Origin of the sequence: Aquitalea denitrificans (assembly GCF_009856625.1) — a bacterium.
Taxonomy (GTDB): domain Bacteria; phylum Pseudomonadota; class Gammaproteobacteria; order Burkholderiales; family Chromobacteriaceae; genus Aquitalea; species Aquitalea denitrificans.
The window spans coordinates 4,108,634-4,124,583 of the sequence record NZ_CP047241.1 but is presented as its reverse complement, the minus strand read 5'-3'; the positions used below and the strand labels follow the sequence as shown (position 1 = coordinate 4,124,583).

The 15,950-nt window shown below is 60.0% G+C and carries 16 protein-coding genes; 13 read left to right on the top strand and 3 right to left on the bottom strand.

The window, feature by feature from the left end; translation table 11 throughout:
* Window positions 1–579 precede the first annotated feature (579 nt).
* The 6 genes from GSR16_RS19175 to GSR16_RS19150 all read left to right on the top strand — a co-directional run bounded on the left by GSR16_RS19175 (window position 580) and on the right by GSR16_RS19150 (window position 7,112).
* Entirely contained in the window at window positions 580–2,199 is a 1,620-nt protein-coding gene (locus GSR16_RS19175) for a peptide ABC transporter substrate-binding protein (RefSeq protein WP_159880190.1), read from the top strand.
* A 184-nt stretch (window positions 2,200–2,383) separates the two neighbouring features.
* A complete protein-coding gene (gene oppB / locus GSR16_RS19170; RefSeq protein WP_159880188.1) occupies window positions 2,384–3,304 on the top strand; it encodes an oligopeptide ABC transporter permease OppB in 921 nt (306 codons plus the stop codon).
* 14 nt (window positions 3,305–3,318) lie between these two features.
* On the top strand, window positions 3,319–4,233 hold the full coding sequence (locus tag GSR16_RS19165; RefSeq protein WP_159880186.1) for an ABC transporter permease subunit: 915 nt from the start codon (window positions 3,319–3,321) through the stop codon (window positions 4,231–4,233).
* Window positions 4,234–4,244: 11 nt separating this feature from the next.
* Window positions 4,245–5,246, top strand: a complete 1,002-nt coding sequence (locus GSR16_RS19160) for an oligopeptide/dipeptide ABC transporter ATP-binding protein (protein WP_159880184.1) — start codon at window positions 4,245–4,247, stop codon at window positions 5,244–5,246.
* The gene (gene oppF, locus GSR16_RS19155; RefSeq protein ID WP_159880182.1) at window positions 5,239–6,231 is read left to right on the top strand and encodes a murein tripeptide/oligopeptide ABC transporter ATP binding protein OppF; all 993 of its coding nucleotides are present in this window, start codon (window positions 5,239–5,241) and stop codon (window positions 6,229–6,231) included. The genes GSR16_RS19160 and oppF overlap by 8 nt, the downstream gene beginning before the upstream one ends.
* Window positions 6,232–6,371: 140 nt before the next feature.
* The gene (locus GSR16_RS19150; RefSeq protein WP_159880180.1) at window positions 6,372–7,112 is read left to right on the top strand and encodes a M48 family metallopeptidase; all 741 of its coding nucleotides are present in this window, start codon (window positions 6,372–6,374) and stop codon (window positions 7,110–7,112) included.
* A 63-nt stretch (window positions 7,113–7,175) separates the two neighbouring features.
* Here the strand turns inward: GSR16_RS19150 and GSR16_RS19145 are convergent, their stop codons facing one another.
* On the bottom strand, window positions 7,176–7,961 hold the full coding sequence (locus tag GSR16_RS19145) for a tRNA threonylcarbamoyladenosine dehydratase (protein WP_159880178.1): 786 nt from the start codon (window positions 7,959–7,961) through the stop codon (window positions 7,176–7,178).
* A gap of 201 nt (window positions 7,962–8,162) precedes the next feature.
* Here GSR16_RS19145 and GSR16_RS19140 point away from each other — a divergent pair, with 201 nt between their 5' ends.
* From GSR16_RS19140 to GSR16_RS19130, 3 genes are all read left to right on the top strand, one after another.
* The gene (locus tag GSR16_RS19140; RefSeq protein ID WP_159880176.1) at window positions 8,163–8,387 is read left to right on the top strand and encodes a hypothetical protein; all 225 of its coding nucleotides are present in this window, start codon (window positions 8,163–8,165) and stop codon (window positions 8,385–8,387) included.
* A gap of 130 nt (window positions 8,388–8,517) precedes the next feature.
* Window positions 8,518–9,546: a low-specificity L-threonine aldolase gene (gene ltaE / locus GSR16_RS19135; protein WP_159880174.1), complete on the top strand. Its 1,029-nt coding sequence runs from the start codon at window positions 8,518–8,520 to the stop codon at window positions 9,544–9,546.
* Window positions 9,547–9,588: 42 nt separating this feature from the next.
* Window positions 9,589–10,353, top strand: a complete 765-nt coding sequence (locus tag GSR16_RS19130) for an alpha/beta hydrolase (protein ID WP_159880172.1) — start codon at window positions 9,589–9,591, stop codon at window positions 10,351–10,353.
* A gap of 208 nt (window positions 10,354–10,561) precedes the next feature.
* Here the strand turns inward: GSR16_RS19130 and GSR16_RS19125 are convergent, their stop codons facing one another.
* Entirely contained in the window at window positions 10,562–10,876 is a 315-nt protein-coding gene (locus GSR16_RS19125; protein ID WP_159880170.1) for a fimbrial protein, read from the bottom strand.
* Between the two features lie 369 nt (window positions 10,877–11,245).
* Between GSR16_RS19125 and GSR16_RS19120 the strand changes: the two genes are divergently transcribed.
* The 4 genes from GSR16_RS19120 (at window position 11,246) to GSR16_RS19105 (ending at window position 15,112) form a co-directional block, all read left to right on the top strand.
* Window positions 11,246–13,279 carry a prolyl oligopeptidase family serine peptidase gene (locus GSR16_RS19120; protein WP_159880168.1) on the top strand — a complete coding sequence of 678 codons (2,034 nt, stop codon included), beginning with the start codon at window positions 11,246–11,248 and terminating at the stop codon, window positions 13,277–13,279.
* Window positions 13,280–13,339: 60 nt separating this feature from the next.
* On the top strand, window positions 13,340–14,050 hold the full coding sequence (locus GSR16_RS19115; RefSeq protein WP_159880166.1) for a glutathione S-transferase family protein: 711 nt from the start codon (window positions 13,340–13,342) through the stop codon (window positions 14,048–14,050).
* A gap of 59 nt (window positions 14,051–14,109) precedes the next feature.
* The gene (locus GSR16_RS19110) at window positions 14,110–14,643 is read left to right on the top strand and encodes an arsinothricin resistance N-acetyltransferase ArsN1 family B (RefSeq protein ID WP_159880164.1); all 534 of its coding nucleotides are present in this window, start codon (window positions 14,110–14,112) and stop codon (window positions 14,641–14,643) included.
* 106 nt (window positions 14,644–14,749) lie between these two features.
* Window positions 14,750–15,112: a cupin domain-containing protein gene (locus GSR16_RS19105; protein ID WP_159880162.1), complete on the top strand. Its 363-nt coding sequence runs from the start codon at window positions 14,750–14,752 to the stop codon at window positions 15,110–15,112.
* 66 nt (window positions 15,113–15,178) lie between these two features.
* Here GSR16_RS19105 and GSR16_RS19100 read toward each other — a convergent pair whose 3' ends face one another.
* Window positions 15,179–15,811 carry a YceH family protein gene (locus tag GSR16_RS19100; RefSeq protein WP_159880160.1) on the bottom strand — a complete coding sequence of 211 codons (633 nt, stop codon included), beginning with the start codon at window positions 15,809–15,811 and terminating at the stop codon, window positions 15,179–15,181.
* Between the last annotated feature and the right edge of the window lie 139 nt (window positions 15,812–15,950).

Sequence of the window (15,950 nt, the reverse complement as noted above, 5' to 3'; positions counted from 1 at the left end):
CCGCTGACAGTCCGGTTTGTACTGCTGCTACAAAAAGCTCCCCGCGCGGGAGCTTTTTTTACGTCTGCTGCCCGCTTGTCTGGCAATCGGTCGATATGCCATGGCAAGCCACCGCCATGCCTGATGTGCCTTTACGCCTTTATTGCAGGGCCTGCTGCAAATAAACCATCACCGGTGGAAATGGATTAAATGCAAATCCATATCCAGAAACATGCGAATAGGGTGAAACGTGCAGTCAGCGGCACAAATGACGTAGTGCCGGCAATTTAAATACGGCACGCATGCAAGATATTAATGGCTGCCAATATAAATACTCATGATTGAGAGCAAAAATGTTGCCGGGCTACGGATTTTCCTGTGAATAAATGGCGGTAAATTGGCTATCGTCGTTGAAATGACACGGCTTTTGCAAAACGCTTGTCATATTGTTCTGAATCAGGCTTGAGGATTTCAAAAACGCCAGCGCATAATGGCTCGGCCCGTTTCGGACAGTTAAACGGAAAGTTCCGAACATAATTCGGATAAAAGAATTTATGCACCCGCAATAAGCGGGGCTCTACAGAACAGGAGAATAGGCGAATGTCACACAATAAATCGCTGCGCGTGGCCACGGCAGCTGTAGCCCTGGCACTGGCCGGTACGACCGGTTTCGCCATGGCCGCCCAGGTGCCGGCAGGCGTCAAGCTGGCTGCCAAGCAGGAGCTGATCCGCAACACCGGTTCCGAGCCGGAATCGCTCGATCCGGTGCTGGCCGAATCGGTACCAGCCAATACCATCACCATGGATCTGTTCGAAGGCCTCACCGCCACCGACAGCTTTGGCAAGGTGATGCCGGGCGTGGCCGAGTCGTGGAAACAGACCAGCCCCACCACCTGGGTATTCAAGCTGCGCAAGAATGCCAAGTGGTCGGATGGTTCCACCGTGACCGCAAGCGATTTCGTGTATGGCTGGCAGCGTTTTGTCGAGCCCAAGACCGCCTCTCCCTATGCCTCCACCTATGGCATCTTCATCCTGAACGGCAAGGAAATCACCGAAGGCAAGAAGCCCGCTTCTTCGCTGGGCGTGAAGGCCGTGGACAAGTACACGCTGGAAGTACAAACCCCGTACCCGGTGCCGTTCATGCCGTCGCTGGTGGCCAATACCCAGCTGGCACCGCTGCCCAAGGCCACCATCGACAAGTTCGGCAAGGACTGGACCAAGCCGGGCAAGATGGTATCCAACGGCGCTTTTGCGCTGAAGGACTGGCAGGTAAACAGCAAGGTGGTCGTGGAAAAGAACGCCCAGTACTGGGACGTGAAGAACGTGCAGCTGGGCAAGATTACCTACCTGCCGATCGAAGACCACAACGCCGACGTGAAGCTGTATGAATCCGGCGAAAACGACTGGGTGCTGGAACTGCCGTCCGGCACTTACGACAAGTACAAGGCACAGTATCCGAAGGAAATCCGCAATGCGCCCTTCCTGGGCCTGCGTTACTACTCGCTGAACAACAAGGACCCGCTGCTCAAGGACGTGCGCGTGCGCAAGGCGCTGTCCATGGTGATCGACCGTGACATTCTGGCCAAGAAAGTCACCGCCGATGGCCAGGCTCCGGCCTACAGCGCTATCGTGGCCGGTACTGCCGGTGCCGATGTCACCAGCTACGACTGGGCAAAATGGCCGATGGCCAAGCGGGTGGAAGAGGCCAAGAAGCTGCTGGCTGAGGCTGGTGTGAAGCCGGGCAGCAAGCTGAAGTTTGCCTACAACACCAGTGACTACCACAAGAAGATGGCCATCTTTGCCGCTTCCGAATGGAAATCCAAGCTGGGCCTGAACACCGAGCTGGAAAGCCTGGAGTTCAAGGTGCTGCTGAAGAAGCGTCACGATGCCGATTACCAGATCGCCCGTAACGGCTGGGTGGCCGACTACAACGACGCCACCACCTTCCTCGCGCTGGTGCAGTGTGACAACGACCAGAACGACAACAAGAACTGCAATGCCAAGGCCGAAGCGCTGATCAAGCAGGGTAGCGATAGCACCGATCAGGCCAAGCGCAAGCAACTGTTCACCCAGGCGGTGAAGATGATCATGGATGACTATCCGATGATCCCGCTGCTGCAATACACCGCACCGCGTCTGGTGAAGTCCTATGTGGGTGGCTACGGCAAGAACCCGATGGACCGCTACCGCGGCAAGGACCTCTACATCATCCAGCACTAAGCCTTGCGCTTGACTGAGTGATGCAAGAGGAGGGGGCTGCGGTCCCCGGTTGAACAGAGGCCGGATGTCCGCCAGACGGACATCCGGCTTGTGATGTAGCGCATCATGCCGGCGCGCCTTGCCGTGCAGCCATGTTCACAAGACGTGTGCTGCGCAGGCGGACGAGCCTGGCTGGAGTATCCCCATGTGGTCCTATACTTTCCGACGCGTGCTGGCGACCATTCCCACACTGCTGGCCGTCATTACCGTTTGCTATCTGCTGCTGCACCTGACCCCGGGCGGCCCGTTTGACGGGGAACGCAAGGTGTCTGCTGCCGTGCTGGCCAATCTGCAGGCCAAATACCATCTCGACCTGCCCTTGTGGCAGCAATACCTGTATTACATCAAGAGCCTGTTGCAGGGTGATCTGGGTGCTTCCTTCCGCTATGCCGACTGGAGCGTGAACGATCTGGTGGGCAAGGCCCTGCCGGTGTCTGCCGCCATCGGTGGCGGTGCCATCGTGATTTCCCTGTTCATCGGCGTGGCGCTGGGCATTGTGGCCGCACTGCGCCAGAACAGCATCATCGACTATCTGGTGATGCTGCTGGGCAATATCGGCGGCGCCTTTCCGTCCTTCGTGCTGGGCCCGGTGCTGGTGATGGTGTTTGCCATCGGCCTGGAATGGTTGCCGGCCGGCGGCTGGGATGATTTCTCGCTGCGCTACATGGTGCTGCCGATTGCCCTGCTGGTGTTCATCAACATCTCCACCATCGGCCGCGTGATGCGCGGCAGCATGATCGAGGTACTGAGCAGCAACTTCATCCGTACCGCCCGCGCCAAGGGCCTGCCCATGCGCACCATCGTGCTGCGCCATGCGCTCAAACCGGCCTTGATGCCGGTGGTGTCGGTGATCGGCCCGCTGGCCATTTCCTCGATTACCGCTGCGGTAGTGACCGAAACCGTGTTCGGCCTGCCCGGCCTTGGCAAGCTCATCGTCAATGGTGCCGCCAACCGCGACTACACCCTGGTACTGGGTCTGGTGGTGCTGGTGACGGTGATTACCGTTGTTCTCAACCTGCTCGTGGATCTGGCCTATGCGTTGCTGGACCCGAAGATTCGCTACTGAGCGGGAGCAAAATCATGATGCAAAGCAAACAGAAAGCCATGACGGCTGCGCTGGACAATGGCCTCACCGATGCCGCCGTAGAAGGCCGCAGCCTGTGGCGTGACGCGCGGCTGCGCTTTTTCCGCAACAAGGCCGCCGTGCTCAGCCTGATCGTGCTGGCCTTCATCACCCTGGCCTGTGTGTTCGGGCCTATGGTGCTGCCGCACACTTATGAAGACACCGACTGGGATGCAATGGGCATCGCGCCGACGCTGGCCAATACCCACTGGTTCGGTACCGATGCGCTGGGGCGTGACCTGCTGGTGCGCTGCCTGATCGGCGGGCGCATTTCGCTGATGGTGGGCGCACTGGCCACCATTGCCTCGGTGGCGCTGGGCATTGTCTGGGGTGCGACGGCCGGTTTCATGGGCGGCAAGGTGGATGCGCTGATGATGCGTATCGTCGACATGATGTATGCCGTGCCCTACCTGCTGATCGCCATCCTGATGGTGACCCTGCTGGGCCGCGACTTCTACCTGGTGGTGCTGACCATTACCGTGTTCTCCTGGATGGACATGGCGCGGGTGGTGCGCGGCCAGACACTGGCGATCAAGTCCAAGGAATATGTCGAGGCGGCCCATGCCATCGGCGTGTCCACGCCCAAGATCATCTTCCGCCACATCGTGCCCAATCTGTTGGGCATCGTGGTGATCTACACCACCGTCACCGTGCCGGGCGTGATCCTGACCGAATCGGTGCTGTCCTTCCTGGGCCTGGGGGTGCAGGAGCCGATGACCAGTTGGGGCGTGCTGATCCAGGACGGGGCCGGGGTGATGGATGCCAGCCCGTGGATTCTGCTGTTCCCGGCCGGCATGCTGTCGGTCACCCTGTATTGCGCCAACTATATCGGCGACGGCCTGCGCGATGCGCTCGATCCGAAAGATCGTTGAGGTAGCAACAGATGAGTCTATTGAAAGTAAGTAATCTGGGCGTACAGTTCCAGACCAACGACGGCGTGGTCAGCGCCGTCAACGGCGTCAGCTTCGAGCTGGAAAAGGGCCAGACCCTGGGCATCGTCGGCGAATCCGGTTCCGGTAAGAGCCAGACCGTGCTGGCCATGATGGGCCTGCTGGCGCGTAACGGCAAAACCACCGGCGAGGCGCGGTACCAGGGCCAGAACCTGCTGGCCATGAGCCCGACCGAACTCAACCGCATCCGCGGCGACCGGCTGGCAATGATCTTCCAGGACCCGATGACCTCGCTCAACCCGTATCTGACGGTAGAGCGCCAGATGACCGAGGTACTGGAGCTGCACAAGGGCATCAGCCGCCGCGATGCGAAAAAGCGTGCCATCGAGCTGCTGGACGCAGTGCGCATTCCGGAAGCCGCCCGCCGCATCAATATGTATCCGCATGAATTCTCCGGCGGCATGCGCCAGCGGGTGATGATTGCCATGGCCTTGTTGTGCGAACCGGAAGTGCTGATCGCCGACGAACCCACCACCGCGCTGGACGTGACGGTGCAGGCACAGATACTCACCCTGCTCAAAGAGCTGCAGCGTGATTTCGGCACCGCCATCGTGATGATTACCCACGACCTGGGCGTGGTGGCCGGCCTGTGCGAAAAAGTGATGGTGATGTATGGCGGCCGCGTCATGGAATACGGCACTGCTGACAACATCTTCTATCAGCCCAGCCACCCCTACACCATCGGCCTGCTGGGTGCCTTGCCGCGGCTGGACCACGACGGCAGCGAGCTGGTGAGCATTCCGGGTAATCCGCCCAATATGGCGCACATGCCCAAGGGCTGCCCGTTCTCCGAGCGTTGCACCCACGCCAGCAGCCGCTGCGCCGACGAACTGCCGGCACTGTCTGCCAGCACCAGCAATCCGCAGGTGCTGCGCGCCTGTCACAAGCCGGTAGCCGAATTGCAGCTGGCCGCACAGGAGGTGGCACATGTCTGAACAAGCCAAGCAGCCGATTCTGTCGGTACGTGATGTCAAAGTGCATTTTCAGGTGAAGGGCGACGGCCGCTGGCCGTGGAGCGCCAGGCGCACGCTCAAGGCGGTGGATGGTGTCAGCTTCGACCTGTACGCCGGTGAAACCCTGGGCGTGGTGGGCGAGTCCGGCTGTGGCAAGTCCACGCTGTCGCGCGCCATCCTCAACCTGATTCCTGCCACCGCTGGTGAAATCGTGTGGATGGGCAAGGACCTCACCCGTGGCAGCGCGCAGGACTGGCATGCAGTGCGCAAGGATATCCAGATGATCTTCCAGGATCCGCTGGCCTCGCTCAACCCGCGCATGACCGTCGCCCAGATCATTGGCGAACCGCTGCGCGTGCATAAGCCGGAGCTGTCCGCCGACGACATCATGCAGCGCGTGCGCAGCATGATGCGCAAGGTGGGCCTGCGCGAGCAGATGATCAACCGCTATCCGCACGAATTTTCCGGCGGCCAGTGCCAGCGTATCGGCATTGCCCGCGCGCTGATTCTGGAGCCCAAGCTGATCATCTGCGACGAACCGGTATCGGCGCTGGACGTGTCGATCCAGGCGCAGATCATCAACCTGCTGAAGGAACTGCAGCGCGAGATGGGCCTGGCGCTGATCTTCATCGCCCACGACCTGGCGGTGGTGAAGCATATTTCCGACCGCATCCTGGTGATGTATCTGGGCCGTGAGATGGAGCTGGCGCAAAAGCATGCCTTGTACGATGCGCCTGCCCATCCTTACACCCGCGCCTTGCTGTCGGCCATTCCCATTCCGGACCCGAAGCTGGAGAAAAACAAGGTGATCCAGATCCTGCAAGGCGATCTGCCCAGCCCGATCAATCCGCCGTCCGGCTGCGTGTTCCGCACCCGCTGCCCGCAGGCCGAGGCGCGTTGCAGCAAGGAAACCATCCAGCTGCGCCGTATCAGTGAAGCAAGCCAGAGTTCCTGCCTGCTGGCCTGATTCAGCTCCTGTTGGCTACTCGGCTCCGCATTGACCATGCGGGGCCTTTTTCATTTCTGCAGGCTGCTTATGCCGGTATGGCTGTTAAATACTGAAAAATTACGTTAGCATCATGGCGCATTTTAAAAAGGAATTTTGATATGAAAAAATTGTCCCTTGCTCTCGTTTTTGCATTGTCCCTGTCTGGCACCGCCCAGGCTTTCGACCTTAATGGCATGCTCAGTTCCGGCAGCGACCTGCTCAAGGCCGCCACGCTCAGCGACGCTGACGTGAAGAACCTGGCTGCGGAATCCAGCGCCGTCATGGACAAGAAGAACAAGGTTGCCGCAGCTTCCAGCGTTTATGGCAAACGTCTGGCCAAGATCGTCAAGGGTCTGGACAGTGAAGACGGCACCAAGCTCAACTTCAAGGTTTACCAGACCAAGGAAGTGAACGCCTTCGCCATGGCCGATGGCACCGTGCGTGTTTACAGCGGCCTGCTGGACAAGATGGATGACGACCAGGTGCGCTTCGTGATTGGCCATGAAATCGGCCACGTCAAGCTGGGTCACAGCAAGAAGGCCATGCAGCTGGCTTACGCAGCTTCCGGTGCGCGCAAGGCTGCTGGCAGCAGCGGCAACAGCACGGCTGCAGCCCTGAGCGAGTCCGATCTGGGCAATTTTGCCGAAGCCATCGTCAACGCCCAGTTCTCGCAATCGCAGGAAAGCGATGCCGATGCCTACGGCGTGGGCTTCCTCAAGCGCCACAACTACAATGTGCAAGGTGCACCGTCGGCCCTGCGCAAGCTGGCCGAGCTGTACGGCAACGACAGCAGCATGCTGGCTAGCCACCCGGCCCCAGGCGAACGCGCTGCCAAGGTGGAAAAGCTGATCGCCAACTGATCAGGATACTGACACGAAAAAGGCCTCCGGATGGAGGCCTTTTTCATGCCGGGACAGCGCGGTTCAGCGTTTCTTTGGCGGCTTGGCCAGTTGCTTCAGCACATGGGACACCGCCACCAGCCCGAAGCTGGCCGTCACCACCATGCCGGCACCAAAGCCGGCGCAGGACAGGCCCTGCGGGCCACGGCTGCTGTCGGCATCGCAGCTTTGCGTGTCGGGATAGACCAGTTGTTCTGTGGAGAACACGCAGGGAACATGCAGCTTCTTGCCGGCATCGCGCGGAAAGCCGTGATAACGGCGCAGGTTGTAACGCAGCTTGGACAACAGCGGGTCGTAAGTCACTTCACCCAGATCAGCCAGCTTGATCAGGGTGGGGTCCATCTGGCCACCGGCACCGCCGGACACGATAAACGGCTGGCGACGGCGCACGCACCAGGCCGCCATGGCAGTTTTGACCCGCAGATTGTCGATGCAGTCGATGATGAAGTCGAAGCCCTGTCCCAGCATGGCCTCCAGATTGTCTTCGGTGACGAAGTCCTCGATTTCCTGCACCACGCAGGCCGGGTTGATGGCGCGCACGCGCTCGGCCAGCGCTGTCACCTTGGCCATGCCGTAGTGCGGGTCCAGCGCCGGCAGCTGGCGGTTGGTGTTGGATTCGGCAATATTATCCAGATCAATCAGCGTCAGGCGGTCGATTGCGCTACGGGCCAGCGCCTCCACCGCCCAGGAACCCACGCCACCCACCCCCACCACACAGACATGGGCTGTCTGAAAGCGGCTGAGTGCATCGGGGCCATACAGGCGGCCAATACCGCCAAAGCGGCGGTCAAGATCTGCGTCGTGCGACATCTGCTGTATATCCGGAACCCAAAAACGGCCAAGCATAACCAAGAGCGCCGAGGCTGACCAGTGTTTGCCCGGAAAAAAGCAAGCAGCTGATTTACTGGAACTTTCCGCCAGCTTGCCTATCCTTCTGCATAGGTCCGTCACGAATGCATGTCGGCATTCCTCTGATCCGGGCCGGCCTGAGTGATCTCAAGGGAGTTCCCCATGAAGCACCCGAGTTTCGATATCGATCTGGACAAGCATTACAACGCCACCGTGGTGATTGCCTGCGTGGCATGCGGTCACGAAAACCGTCATCATCTGAAATCCCTTTCCCCCGACCACAGCCTGCGCTGCCAGTGCGGCAGCGATATTTCAATGACGCATACTGCGATGCAGGCGGCCCAGCGCCGAGTGAGCGAATTGAAGCAGGCCTATCGAATAGCCTGATGGAGTGACGCCGACAATTTGTGTATCACCCCCGGCAAGCAGTTTGCTGGCACAATCAGGCAAGGCCTGATCTGGCATTTCCCTTCACGGCGGCCCCTCTGGCCGCCGCTTTCATTTGCAGGAGCACAGCATGCAGTGGATTGATATGCGCAGCGATACCGTCACCCACCCCACCCCGGCCATGCGCCAGGCCATGGCCAATGCCGTGGTGGGGGACGATGTCTATGGTGACGACCCGACGGTAGCCGAACTGGAAGCGCTGGCCGCCCGCTTGCTGGGCAAGGAGGCCGCCTTGTTTGTGCCCACCGGCAACTTCGGCAACCAGCTGGCCATCTTCACCCACTGCCAGCGCGGCAACGAGGTGATCCTGGGCGACGACTGCCATATCGTGTGGCACGAAACCGGCGGTGCGGCGGTGATTGCCGGGGTGCAATTGCGCACCATTGCCGGTGACAAGGGGGTGATGGATCCGGACGAAATCGAAGCGCGCATCCGGGTGGGCCACGACGTCCACTGGCCGCAAACCGGGCTGATCTGCCTGGAAAATGCCCATAGCAATGGCCGGGTGATTCCGCTGGACATCATGCAGCGCACTGCCGACATCGCCCGCCGCCACGGCGTGCCGGTGCATCTGGATGGCGCGCGCGTGTTCAATGCCGCCACCTATCTTGGCTGTGAGGTGCAGGACATCACCCGCCATGCCGACAGCGTGATGTGCTGTCTGTCCAAGGGCCTGGCCGCACCGGTGGGCTCCATTCTGGCCGGCACGGCCGACTTCATTGCCCGTGCCCGCTACAAGCGCAAGCTGCTGGGCGGTGGCTGGCGCCAGGCCGGGGTGCTGGCCGCGCCGGGCTTGCTGGCACTTACCGAGATGACACAGCGGCTGGGCGAGGACCATACCAATGCCCGCTATCTGGCCGAGCGCCTGCACGGCATGCCGTGTATCGAAGTCGATCTGGCCGATGTCCACATCAATATGGTGTGGTTCCGTCTGCTGGCTGATATCGATGTCAGCGAACTGATGGCGGCACTGGAAACTGCCGGTATCAAAGCCAATCCGCCCGAGGGTGGCCGCATGCGGCTGGTGACGCATTGGCAGATCAGCCGCAGCGACATCGACCGTGTGCTGGAGGTGTTCCAGCGCGTATTGAGCGACTAAAAGGCACTGTCTGAAGCCTTGTGCCTGCCTGCCGGAGGAACCATGAAACACATGCTGATAGCCTTGCTGGTCTTTATTTGTGGAACCGTGCAGGCCCAGGAACAGTTGCTGACGCTGCAAACCCGTCCATCAGTCACGCTGCGCATGTTGCTGCTGGAACCGGCAGGCAAGCCCGTGGCCAGTCTGATTCTGTTTACCGGCGGTGATGGCGTGCTCAAACTGGGGGACGATGGCCAGCCGCATGCCGGCGCGGGCAACTTTCTGGTGCGTACCCGCCAGTTATGGGTGGAACAGGGTTTTCAGGTGGCGGTGGTGGATGCACCGTCCGACCACCCTGACGGTATCAGCCGTGGCGACTTTCGCAGCAGTGCCGAACATGCCCAGGATATGGCGGTGGTGATCGACGCCCTGCATCAGCGGGCCGATGTACCGGTATGGCTGGTGGGAACCAGCCGTGGTACCACTTCGGCGGCAGCTGTTGCCATTCGTTTGCCTGAGCAGGTAGGCGGGGTGGTGCTAACCTCAACCATCAATCACGAGCGGGGCAATGTCGCGGCCATGAATCTGGCACAACTGACATTGCCGGTACTGGTGGTGCAGCATCTGCATGATCAATGCAAGGAAACGCTTTTCCGTAACGTGCAGGCGGTAATGGATGGCCTGCATGCGGCCAGAGCCCGCGAATTAATACTGGTTGATGGCGGTAAGGATACCGGTGATCCTTGCCAGCCCTGGGCTGCGCATGGCTATAACGGCATCGAGGCGGAGGTGGTGGAAAAGGTGGCGCGCTGGATTCGTCAGCATTGACTGGCAAACAAAGCCTGTACCCAGCGGGAGGGCAGGTTTGTCTGATCACTGCACGGGCTGCATCATCAGGCGCTGACCGGGTGCTGCAAGATTGCTGAGTGAGGTTTGCCGATGTCCGCACTCAGTATCGGACACAAAAACGGACCTGCAACAGAAATGTTGGCAGGTCCGTTTTTTGCATTTTTCATGCCTGTTTTCACCGTACGGATCAATTGTAAATCACGGTAACCCATCTCCTTCCAGACTCAGAAACCTGCTCTATCTGTTTGGATGCTGATGAAAAATCGCGCGATACCCGGACCGATTGTGTGGCCGAGACGTCAGCACAACTCGGATTGAGCTTGCCATGACGGGCGCTATGGTAAGCCGCTGGATGCTCCGCATAGTGTAGCCAGGTTGCTGCAGGAATGACGCAGGGAGAATTCACGATGGCACCGCGAAAGGTGATGGTTCCGCTACTGGCTTTGGCAAATGGGCAGGCCAACACAATGAGAAAAAACAGTGCAAGACGAGCTGGTTTCATGATGTTTCACCCCTTTACTAAGAATAATTACTTCATTGTTAGGAAATTTCTTTTTAATTTATAGGAAATTATTTAACTGCGATTGCTTAGCTATGGCTTAATTTTTATTAAGCAATTGGTTTTAAATAAGTGAGCAATTCAGTATATGAAATCTTTTGATTTAATATAATCATCCAACTTGAAAGGATGAGGTTTAATTTCGAAGTAAATATAAAATACGCAGCGACGTTTTGCTGCAGGAAAATGCTGCGTGACTGCAACTTGCAGTACTAAAGAATAGGTAACGGAGGTGTAGCGAAATTGATGCTGTTTTAGATCAATACCGATGCAGTGCTAAGCTGTGCGCCTGTTTGCATTTTTGGTTCTCCCATGTCCCATCTTCTCGATTCCCACCTATGGCTGGAAAGCCTGGATGATCCCGCTGTCGATACCTGGGTTGCCGCACAGAACAAGCGCACCCAGGCGTTACTGGATGCAGATGAACGCTATGCGCCCTTGCGCCAGGAAATCCTGGATCATCTGCGCGATACCCGGCAGATTCCCTTCTTTTCCGAACACGCCGGCTGGCTGTACAACTTTCATCAGGATGAACACCACCCGCGCGGCATCTACCGGCGCACCACGCTGGCGGACTATCAGGCGGCCAGTCAGCAATGGCATACCGTGCTGGACGTGGATGCCATTGCCGCCGCCGCCGGCAAGGATTGGTATCTGGATGGGGTGGCGCACTGCACGGTGCAGCCCTCCCGTGTGCTGGTGCATTTGAGTGAGGGCGGTGGCGATGCCAGCCTGGCCTGGGAATACGATCTGGAAACCGCCAGCTGGGTGGAGCAGGGCTTTCGCTTTCCGCACGGCAAAAACCATATTGCCTGGCGCGACCCGGACAGCGTGCTGGTATGCCCCGGCTGGAAGGGTGCACCACTGAGCCGTTCCGGCTACCCGCGCGAAGTGTGGCTGGTGGAACGCGGGGCCGACGGCCAGCATCAATGGCAGCAGCTGTTTGCCGCCGACCCGGAGGCCATGATGGTGGCCGCCTGGCGTTATCTGGACGGGCCGGATGGCTGGCTGGACCTGATCGAAGCGGCTGACGGCTTTTACAGCAAGACTTACCACCTGATCGACGCTGATTTGCAGACCCATCCGCTGCCGTTACCGGCCAAGGCGGATATCGAGGCTTATCTGCATGGCCAGTTCATCGTCAAACTGGCGGAAGACTGGTGCTGGCAGGACAAAACCCATGCCGCCGGCAGCCTGCTGGCGGTGCCGCTGACCTGCCTGCTTGGCGATGAGGGCGGCATCCAGCTGCTGGTGGCTCCGGCAGTCAGACTGGCGGTGGAGTCGGTGGAAACCACCCGCAGCAGCGTGGTGGTGAATCTGATCGACAATGTGCGCAGTCGCCTGCTGGCTTTCGACTGGCAGGATGGCAGCTGGCACGCGCGCAGCCTGCCGGTGCCTGATAGCGGCGTCATCGAGTTTGCCGACCAGCCGTGGAACAGCGATGTGCTGTGCTACAGCTTCAGCGACTTCCTCACCCCTACCGGCCTGTACCGGCTGAATGTAGCCACCGGCGAGCACAGCTGCCTGCGCCAGCAGCCTGCGGCATTTGATGCCAGCCGTTTTGTGGCCGAGCAGTGCTGGGCCACGGCGTCCGATGGCGTGGGCATTCCCTATTTCGTGGTGCGCCCCCGCGATACGGTTGCGGATGGCAGTACACCAACACTGTTATACGGCTACGGTGGCTTTGAAGTGCCGATGATGCCCTACTACGTGGAAAACTTCGGCGCGCACTGGCTGGAAAAAGGCGGTGCCTTCGTACTGGCCTGCATTCGTGGTGGCGGCGAGTTTGGCCCCGGCTGGCATCAAGCGGCGCAGGGTATTAACCGCCCGGTATCGTTTGATGATTTCTGCAGCGTGGCCGAGGCGCTGATCGGCAGCGGCCTGACCAGCCCGGACAAGCTGGGCATAGAAGGCGGCAGCAATGGCGGCCTGCTGGTGGCCGCCTGCATGGTACGTCGACCAGAATTGTTCAAGGCCGTGGTGTGCGAGGTACCGCTGCTGGATATGCTGCGCTACACCGAACTGCTGGCCGGTGCCAGCTGGATAGACGAATACGGCGACCCGGCCGACCCGCAACAGGCGGCTGCCTTGCTGGCCTATTCGCCCTATCACCAGCTGCAAACCGATGTGCGCTACCCGCTGCCCTTGTTCACCACCAGCACGCGGGACGACCGGGTACATCCCGGCCATGCCCGCAAGATGGTGGCACGCATGCTGGAGCTGGGCCATGCCGCGCTGCTGCTGGAAACCGATGCCGGTGGCCATACCGGCAATGCCGGTCAGGAGCAGACCGCGGCAGAACTGGCCCGGGTGCTGGTGTACCTGTATCAGCAACTGTTGGATTGAAGCCATCGTCATCGCGACTGGGTGGTGCTAGTCTGGGCGTTTCCTGCCGAGGAGATGCCAGTGATCACCCTGTACGTGTTTGGCCCGGCCTTTGGCCTGCCCGATGCCAGCCCCTTTGTGCTGAAGGCCGAGATGCTGCTCAAGCTGTCCGGCCTGCCTTACCGCAAGCAGCGTGGCAGCATGCGTACTGCGCCCAAGGGCAAGCTGCCCTATATCGATGACGATGGCACACCGGTGCCGGATTCCACGCTGATCCGCCTGCACCTGGCCGAACGCCACGGCATCACGCTGGATGAAGGACTGAGCGATGCGAACCGGGCACTGGCCTGGAGCGTGGAGTGCCTGTGCAGCGATCACCTGTACTGGTGCGTGGTGCATGAGCGCTGGATGGATGATGCGGTATTCGCCCGTGGACCGGGGGTGTTTTTCCAGCGTGTGCCATTGTTGCTGCGCGGCATGGTCATCCGCATGATCCGGCGCAAGGTGCGCGGCAATCTGCACGGCCAGGGCCTGGGCCGGTTCAGCCCGGAAGAACGCCAGCGCCTGCTGCAACTGGATATCGCTAGCCTGGCGGCGCTGCTGGCGGACCAGCCCTATATGCTGGGTGTGGCCCCGTGCTGGCTGGACGCCACCGTGTTTGCCTTTCTCGCCTCGGCCTTGCTGGCCAAACTGGGTGATACCCCCAGCCAGCAGGCGGTGCAGCAGCATCCGAATCTGCAGGCTTATGTCGAGCGGCTGCGTCGGCAATATTTTCCCGACTGGACGACCTGAGCATGACTGGCGCGTTTCTTGCTGAGTAGAGCGGTATCATCCAGACCCTGACCCTGAGCATGAGCCAAGATATTCACATCCGCCCGGCCACGGCAGCCGACGCCGCCAGCATTGTGGCGATTTACAATCCCTACGTGCGGGACACCACCATCAGCTTTGAAGAACAGGAAGTCAGTGCGGAAGAAATGGCTGAGCGTGTGGCCAAGGTGCAGCAGCAAGGCCTGCCCTGGCTGGTGGTGGAACTGCACGGCGAGCTGCTGGGCTATGCTTATGCCACACGCTGGCGGGTGCGCCATGCCTATCGCTTTGCGGTGGAAACTTCGGTGTATTTTGCCGCAGCCGCCCGTGGCCAGGGCCTGGGCAGCCGGCTGTACCGCACCTTGTTGCAGCAATTGCGCGATCTGGGAGGGCACCTGGCCATTGCTGGTATTGCCTTGCCCAATCCACCAAGCATTGCCTTACATGAGAGCCTGGGGTTCCAGCAGGTGGCCACTTTTCACGAAGTTGGCTGGAAGGCCGGTCGCTGGCTGGATGTAGGTTATTGGGAGTTGCGGCTGAACGAGGGTGTACCTGCTACCGTGGAAAATGCCTGAGGAATGCCCCGGCCTGGTCAGGCCTTCACCAGTCTGGTGCATGCAGAATTTGCCGGCTTGCCCTGTTTTGTGCGAAATTTGATCAAATAAAACAGGAGAAGTAGGTATGACCCAGGCTAGCGACATCATCGTTTTTCAACGCAACCCGGTGCGGGTGGAGCAGTTTGCCGCACCGGCCGAACGCCGCATCGAAGGCGAATGCGCCCAGACGGTGGAGAACCATTATTCCGATCCCAGCGGTCAGTTTCATGCCGGTATCTGGAGCGGCGGCTGCGGTAGCTGGCGCGTGAAATACCACGAGCATGAATTCTGCACCCTGCTGGAAGGCTATGTGCGCCTGACCGATAAGCAGGGCGACAGTGTAGAGCTGTATGCCGGCGACCATTTCGTCATCCCTGCCGGATTCGAGGGTATATGGGAGGTGCTGGAGCCCGCCCGCAAGACTTACGCCATCTTCGAGCCCAAATAGGCCCGGATGGATGTTGCAGCAAAAGCCCCGCTCTGGCGGGGCTTTTGCTGTTGGCAGAACCGGCTGCTATTCGCCCAGGCTATGCTCCAGCTGTTGCAAGCGGGTCTTGAGTGCGGCTACCTCGGCTTCCAGTGCGGCTACGCGCCCGGTCAGGCCAACATCAATCACTGCTGCCGCGGCAACGGTTTCGCTCAGAACCGGTTCGCCACTGAGCAGATGGCACCAGCGGGCCTCGCGTTCTCCGGGCTGGCGCGGCAGCTTCTGTACCAGCGGCGGATATTTGTCTGCCAGTGCCTCCAGCGCTGTTTCCACTTCCTCTACACTGGCAAAGCTGTAGATACGGCCCGCGCGAGTGCGGATTTCGGCACTGGTCTGCGGCCCGCGCAACATCAGTAGGGCCAGGGCGGCCAGACGGGCTCCGTCGATATTCCATTCATAGTTCAGCCGGTGCTCGTACTTGGCCACCCTGCTGCCGGCTGGCAGGCGCTCGGCAATCAGTTTTCTGCTCAGCAGACTGTCCAGCGCCGCGCTCAGGTCGGCATCGGACAGCTGCATGACCGGCTCACGGCTGGTCAGCTGATTGCAGGCGGAGGACAGGCTGTTGAGCGTCAGCGGATAGGCGTCCGGCGTCAGCGCCTGTTTCTCGATCAGTGCGCCCAGCACACGGACTTCTGCTGCGTCCAGTTGGTGTGTGTCCATCGTTGGCTCCTTGTTGCAATGTGCACATCATCGCACCAAGCAGGGCAGGCGACCAAGCCTTGTCAACAGGGGCGTGACAGCTGGTGGCCACGGACGGTGACATGGCGTGGTGCTTGACAGGCTGCAGCGGACTGGCCAC

Coding starts and splice junctions, on each gene's coding strand:
- GSR16_RS19175 (WP_159880190.1), top strand. CDS start 580: ATGTCACACAATAAATCGCTGCGCGTGGCCACGGCAGCTGTAGCCCTG.
- oppB (WP_159880188.1), top strand. CDS start 2,384: ATGTGGTCCTATACTTTCCGACGCGTGCTGGCGACCATTCCCACACTG.
- GSR16_RS19165 (WP_159880186.1), top strand. CDS start 3,319: ATGATGCAAAGCAAACAGAAAGCCATGACGGCTGCGCTGGACAATGGC.
- GSR16_RS19160 (WP_159880184.1), top strand. CDS start 4,245: ATGAGTCTATTGAAAGTAAGTAATCTGGGCGTACAGTTCCAGACCAAC.
- oppF (WP_159880182.1), top strand. CDS start 5,239: ATGTCTGAACAAGCCAAGCAGCCGATTCTGTCGGTACGTGATGTCAAA.
- GSR16_RS19150 (WP_159880180.1), top strand. CDS start 6,372: ATGAAAAAATTGTCCCTTGCTCTCGTTTTTGCATTGTCCCTGTCTGGC.
- GSR16_RS19145 (WP_159880178.1), bottom strand. CDS start 7,961: ATGTCGCACGACGCAGATCTTGACCGCCGCTTTGGCGGTATTGGCCGC.
- GSR16_RS19140 (WP_159880176.1), top strand. CDS start 8,163: ATGAAGCACCCGAGTTTCGATATCGATCTGGACAAGCATTACAACGCC.
- ltaE (WP_159880174.1), top strand. CDS start 8,518: ATGCAGTGGATTGATATGCGCAGCGATACCGTCACCCACCCCACCCCG.
- GSR16_RS19130 (WP_159880172.1), top strand. CDS start 9,589: ATGAAACACATGCTGATAGCCTTGCTGGTCTTTATTTGTGGAACCGTG.
- GSR16_RS19125 (WP_159880170.1), bottom strand. CDS start 10,876: ATGAAACCAGCTCGTCTTGCACTGTTTTTTCTCATTGTGTTGGCCTGC.
- GSR16_RS19120 (WP_159880168.1), top strand. CDS start 11,246: ATGTCCCATCTTCTCGATTCCCACCTATGGCTGGAAAGCCTGGATGAT.
- GSR16_RS19110 (WP_159880164.1), top strand. CDS start 14,110: ATGAGCCAAGATATTCACATCCGCCCGGCCACGGCAGCCGACGCCGCC.
- GSR16_RS19105 (WP_159880162.1), top strand. CDS start 14,750: ATGACCCAGGCTAGCGACATCATCGTTTTTCAACGCAACCCGGTGCGG.
- GSR16_RS19100 (WP_159880160.1), bottom strand. CDS start 15,811: ATGGACACACACCAACTGGACGCAGCAGAAGTCCGTGTGCTGGGCGCA.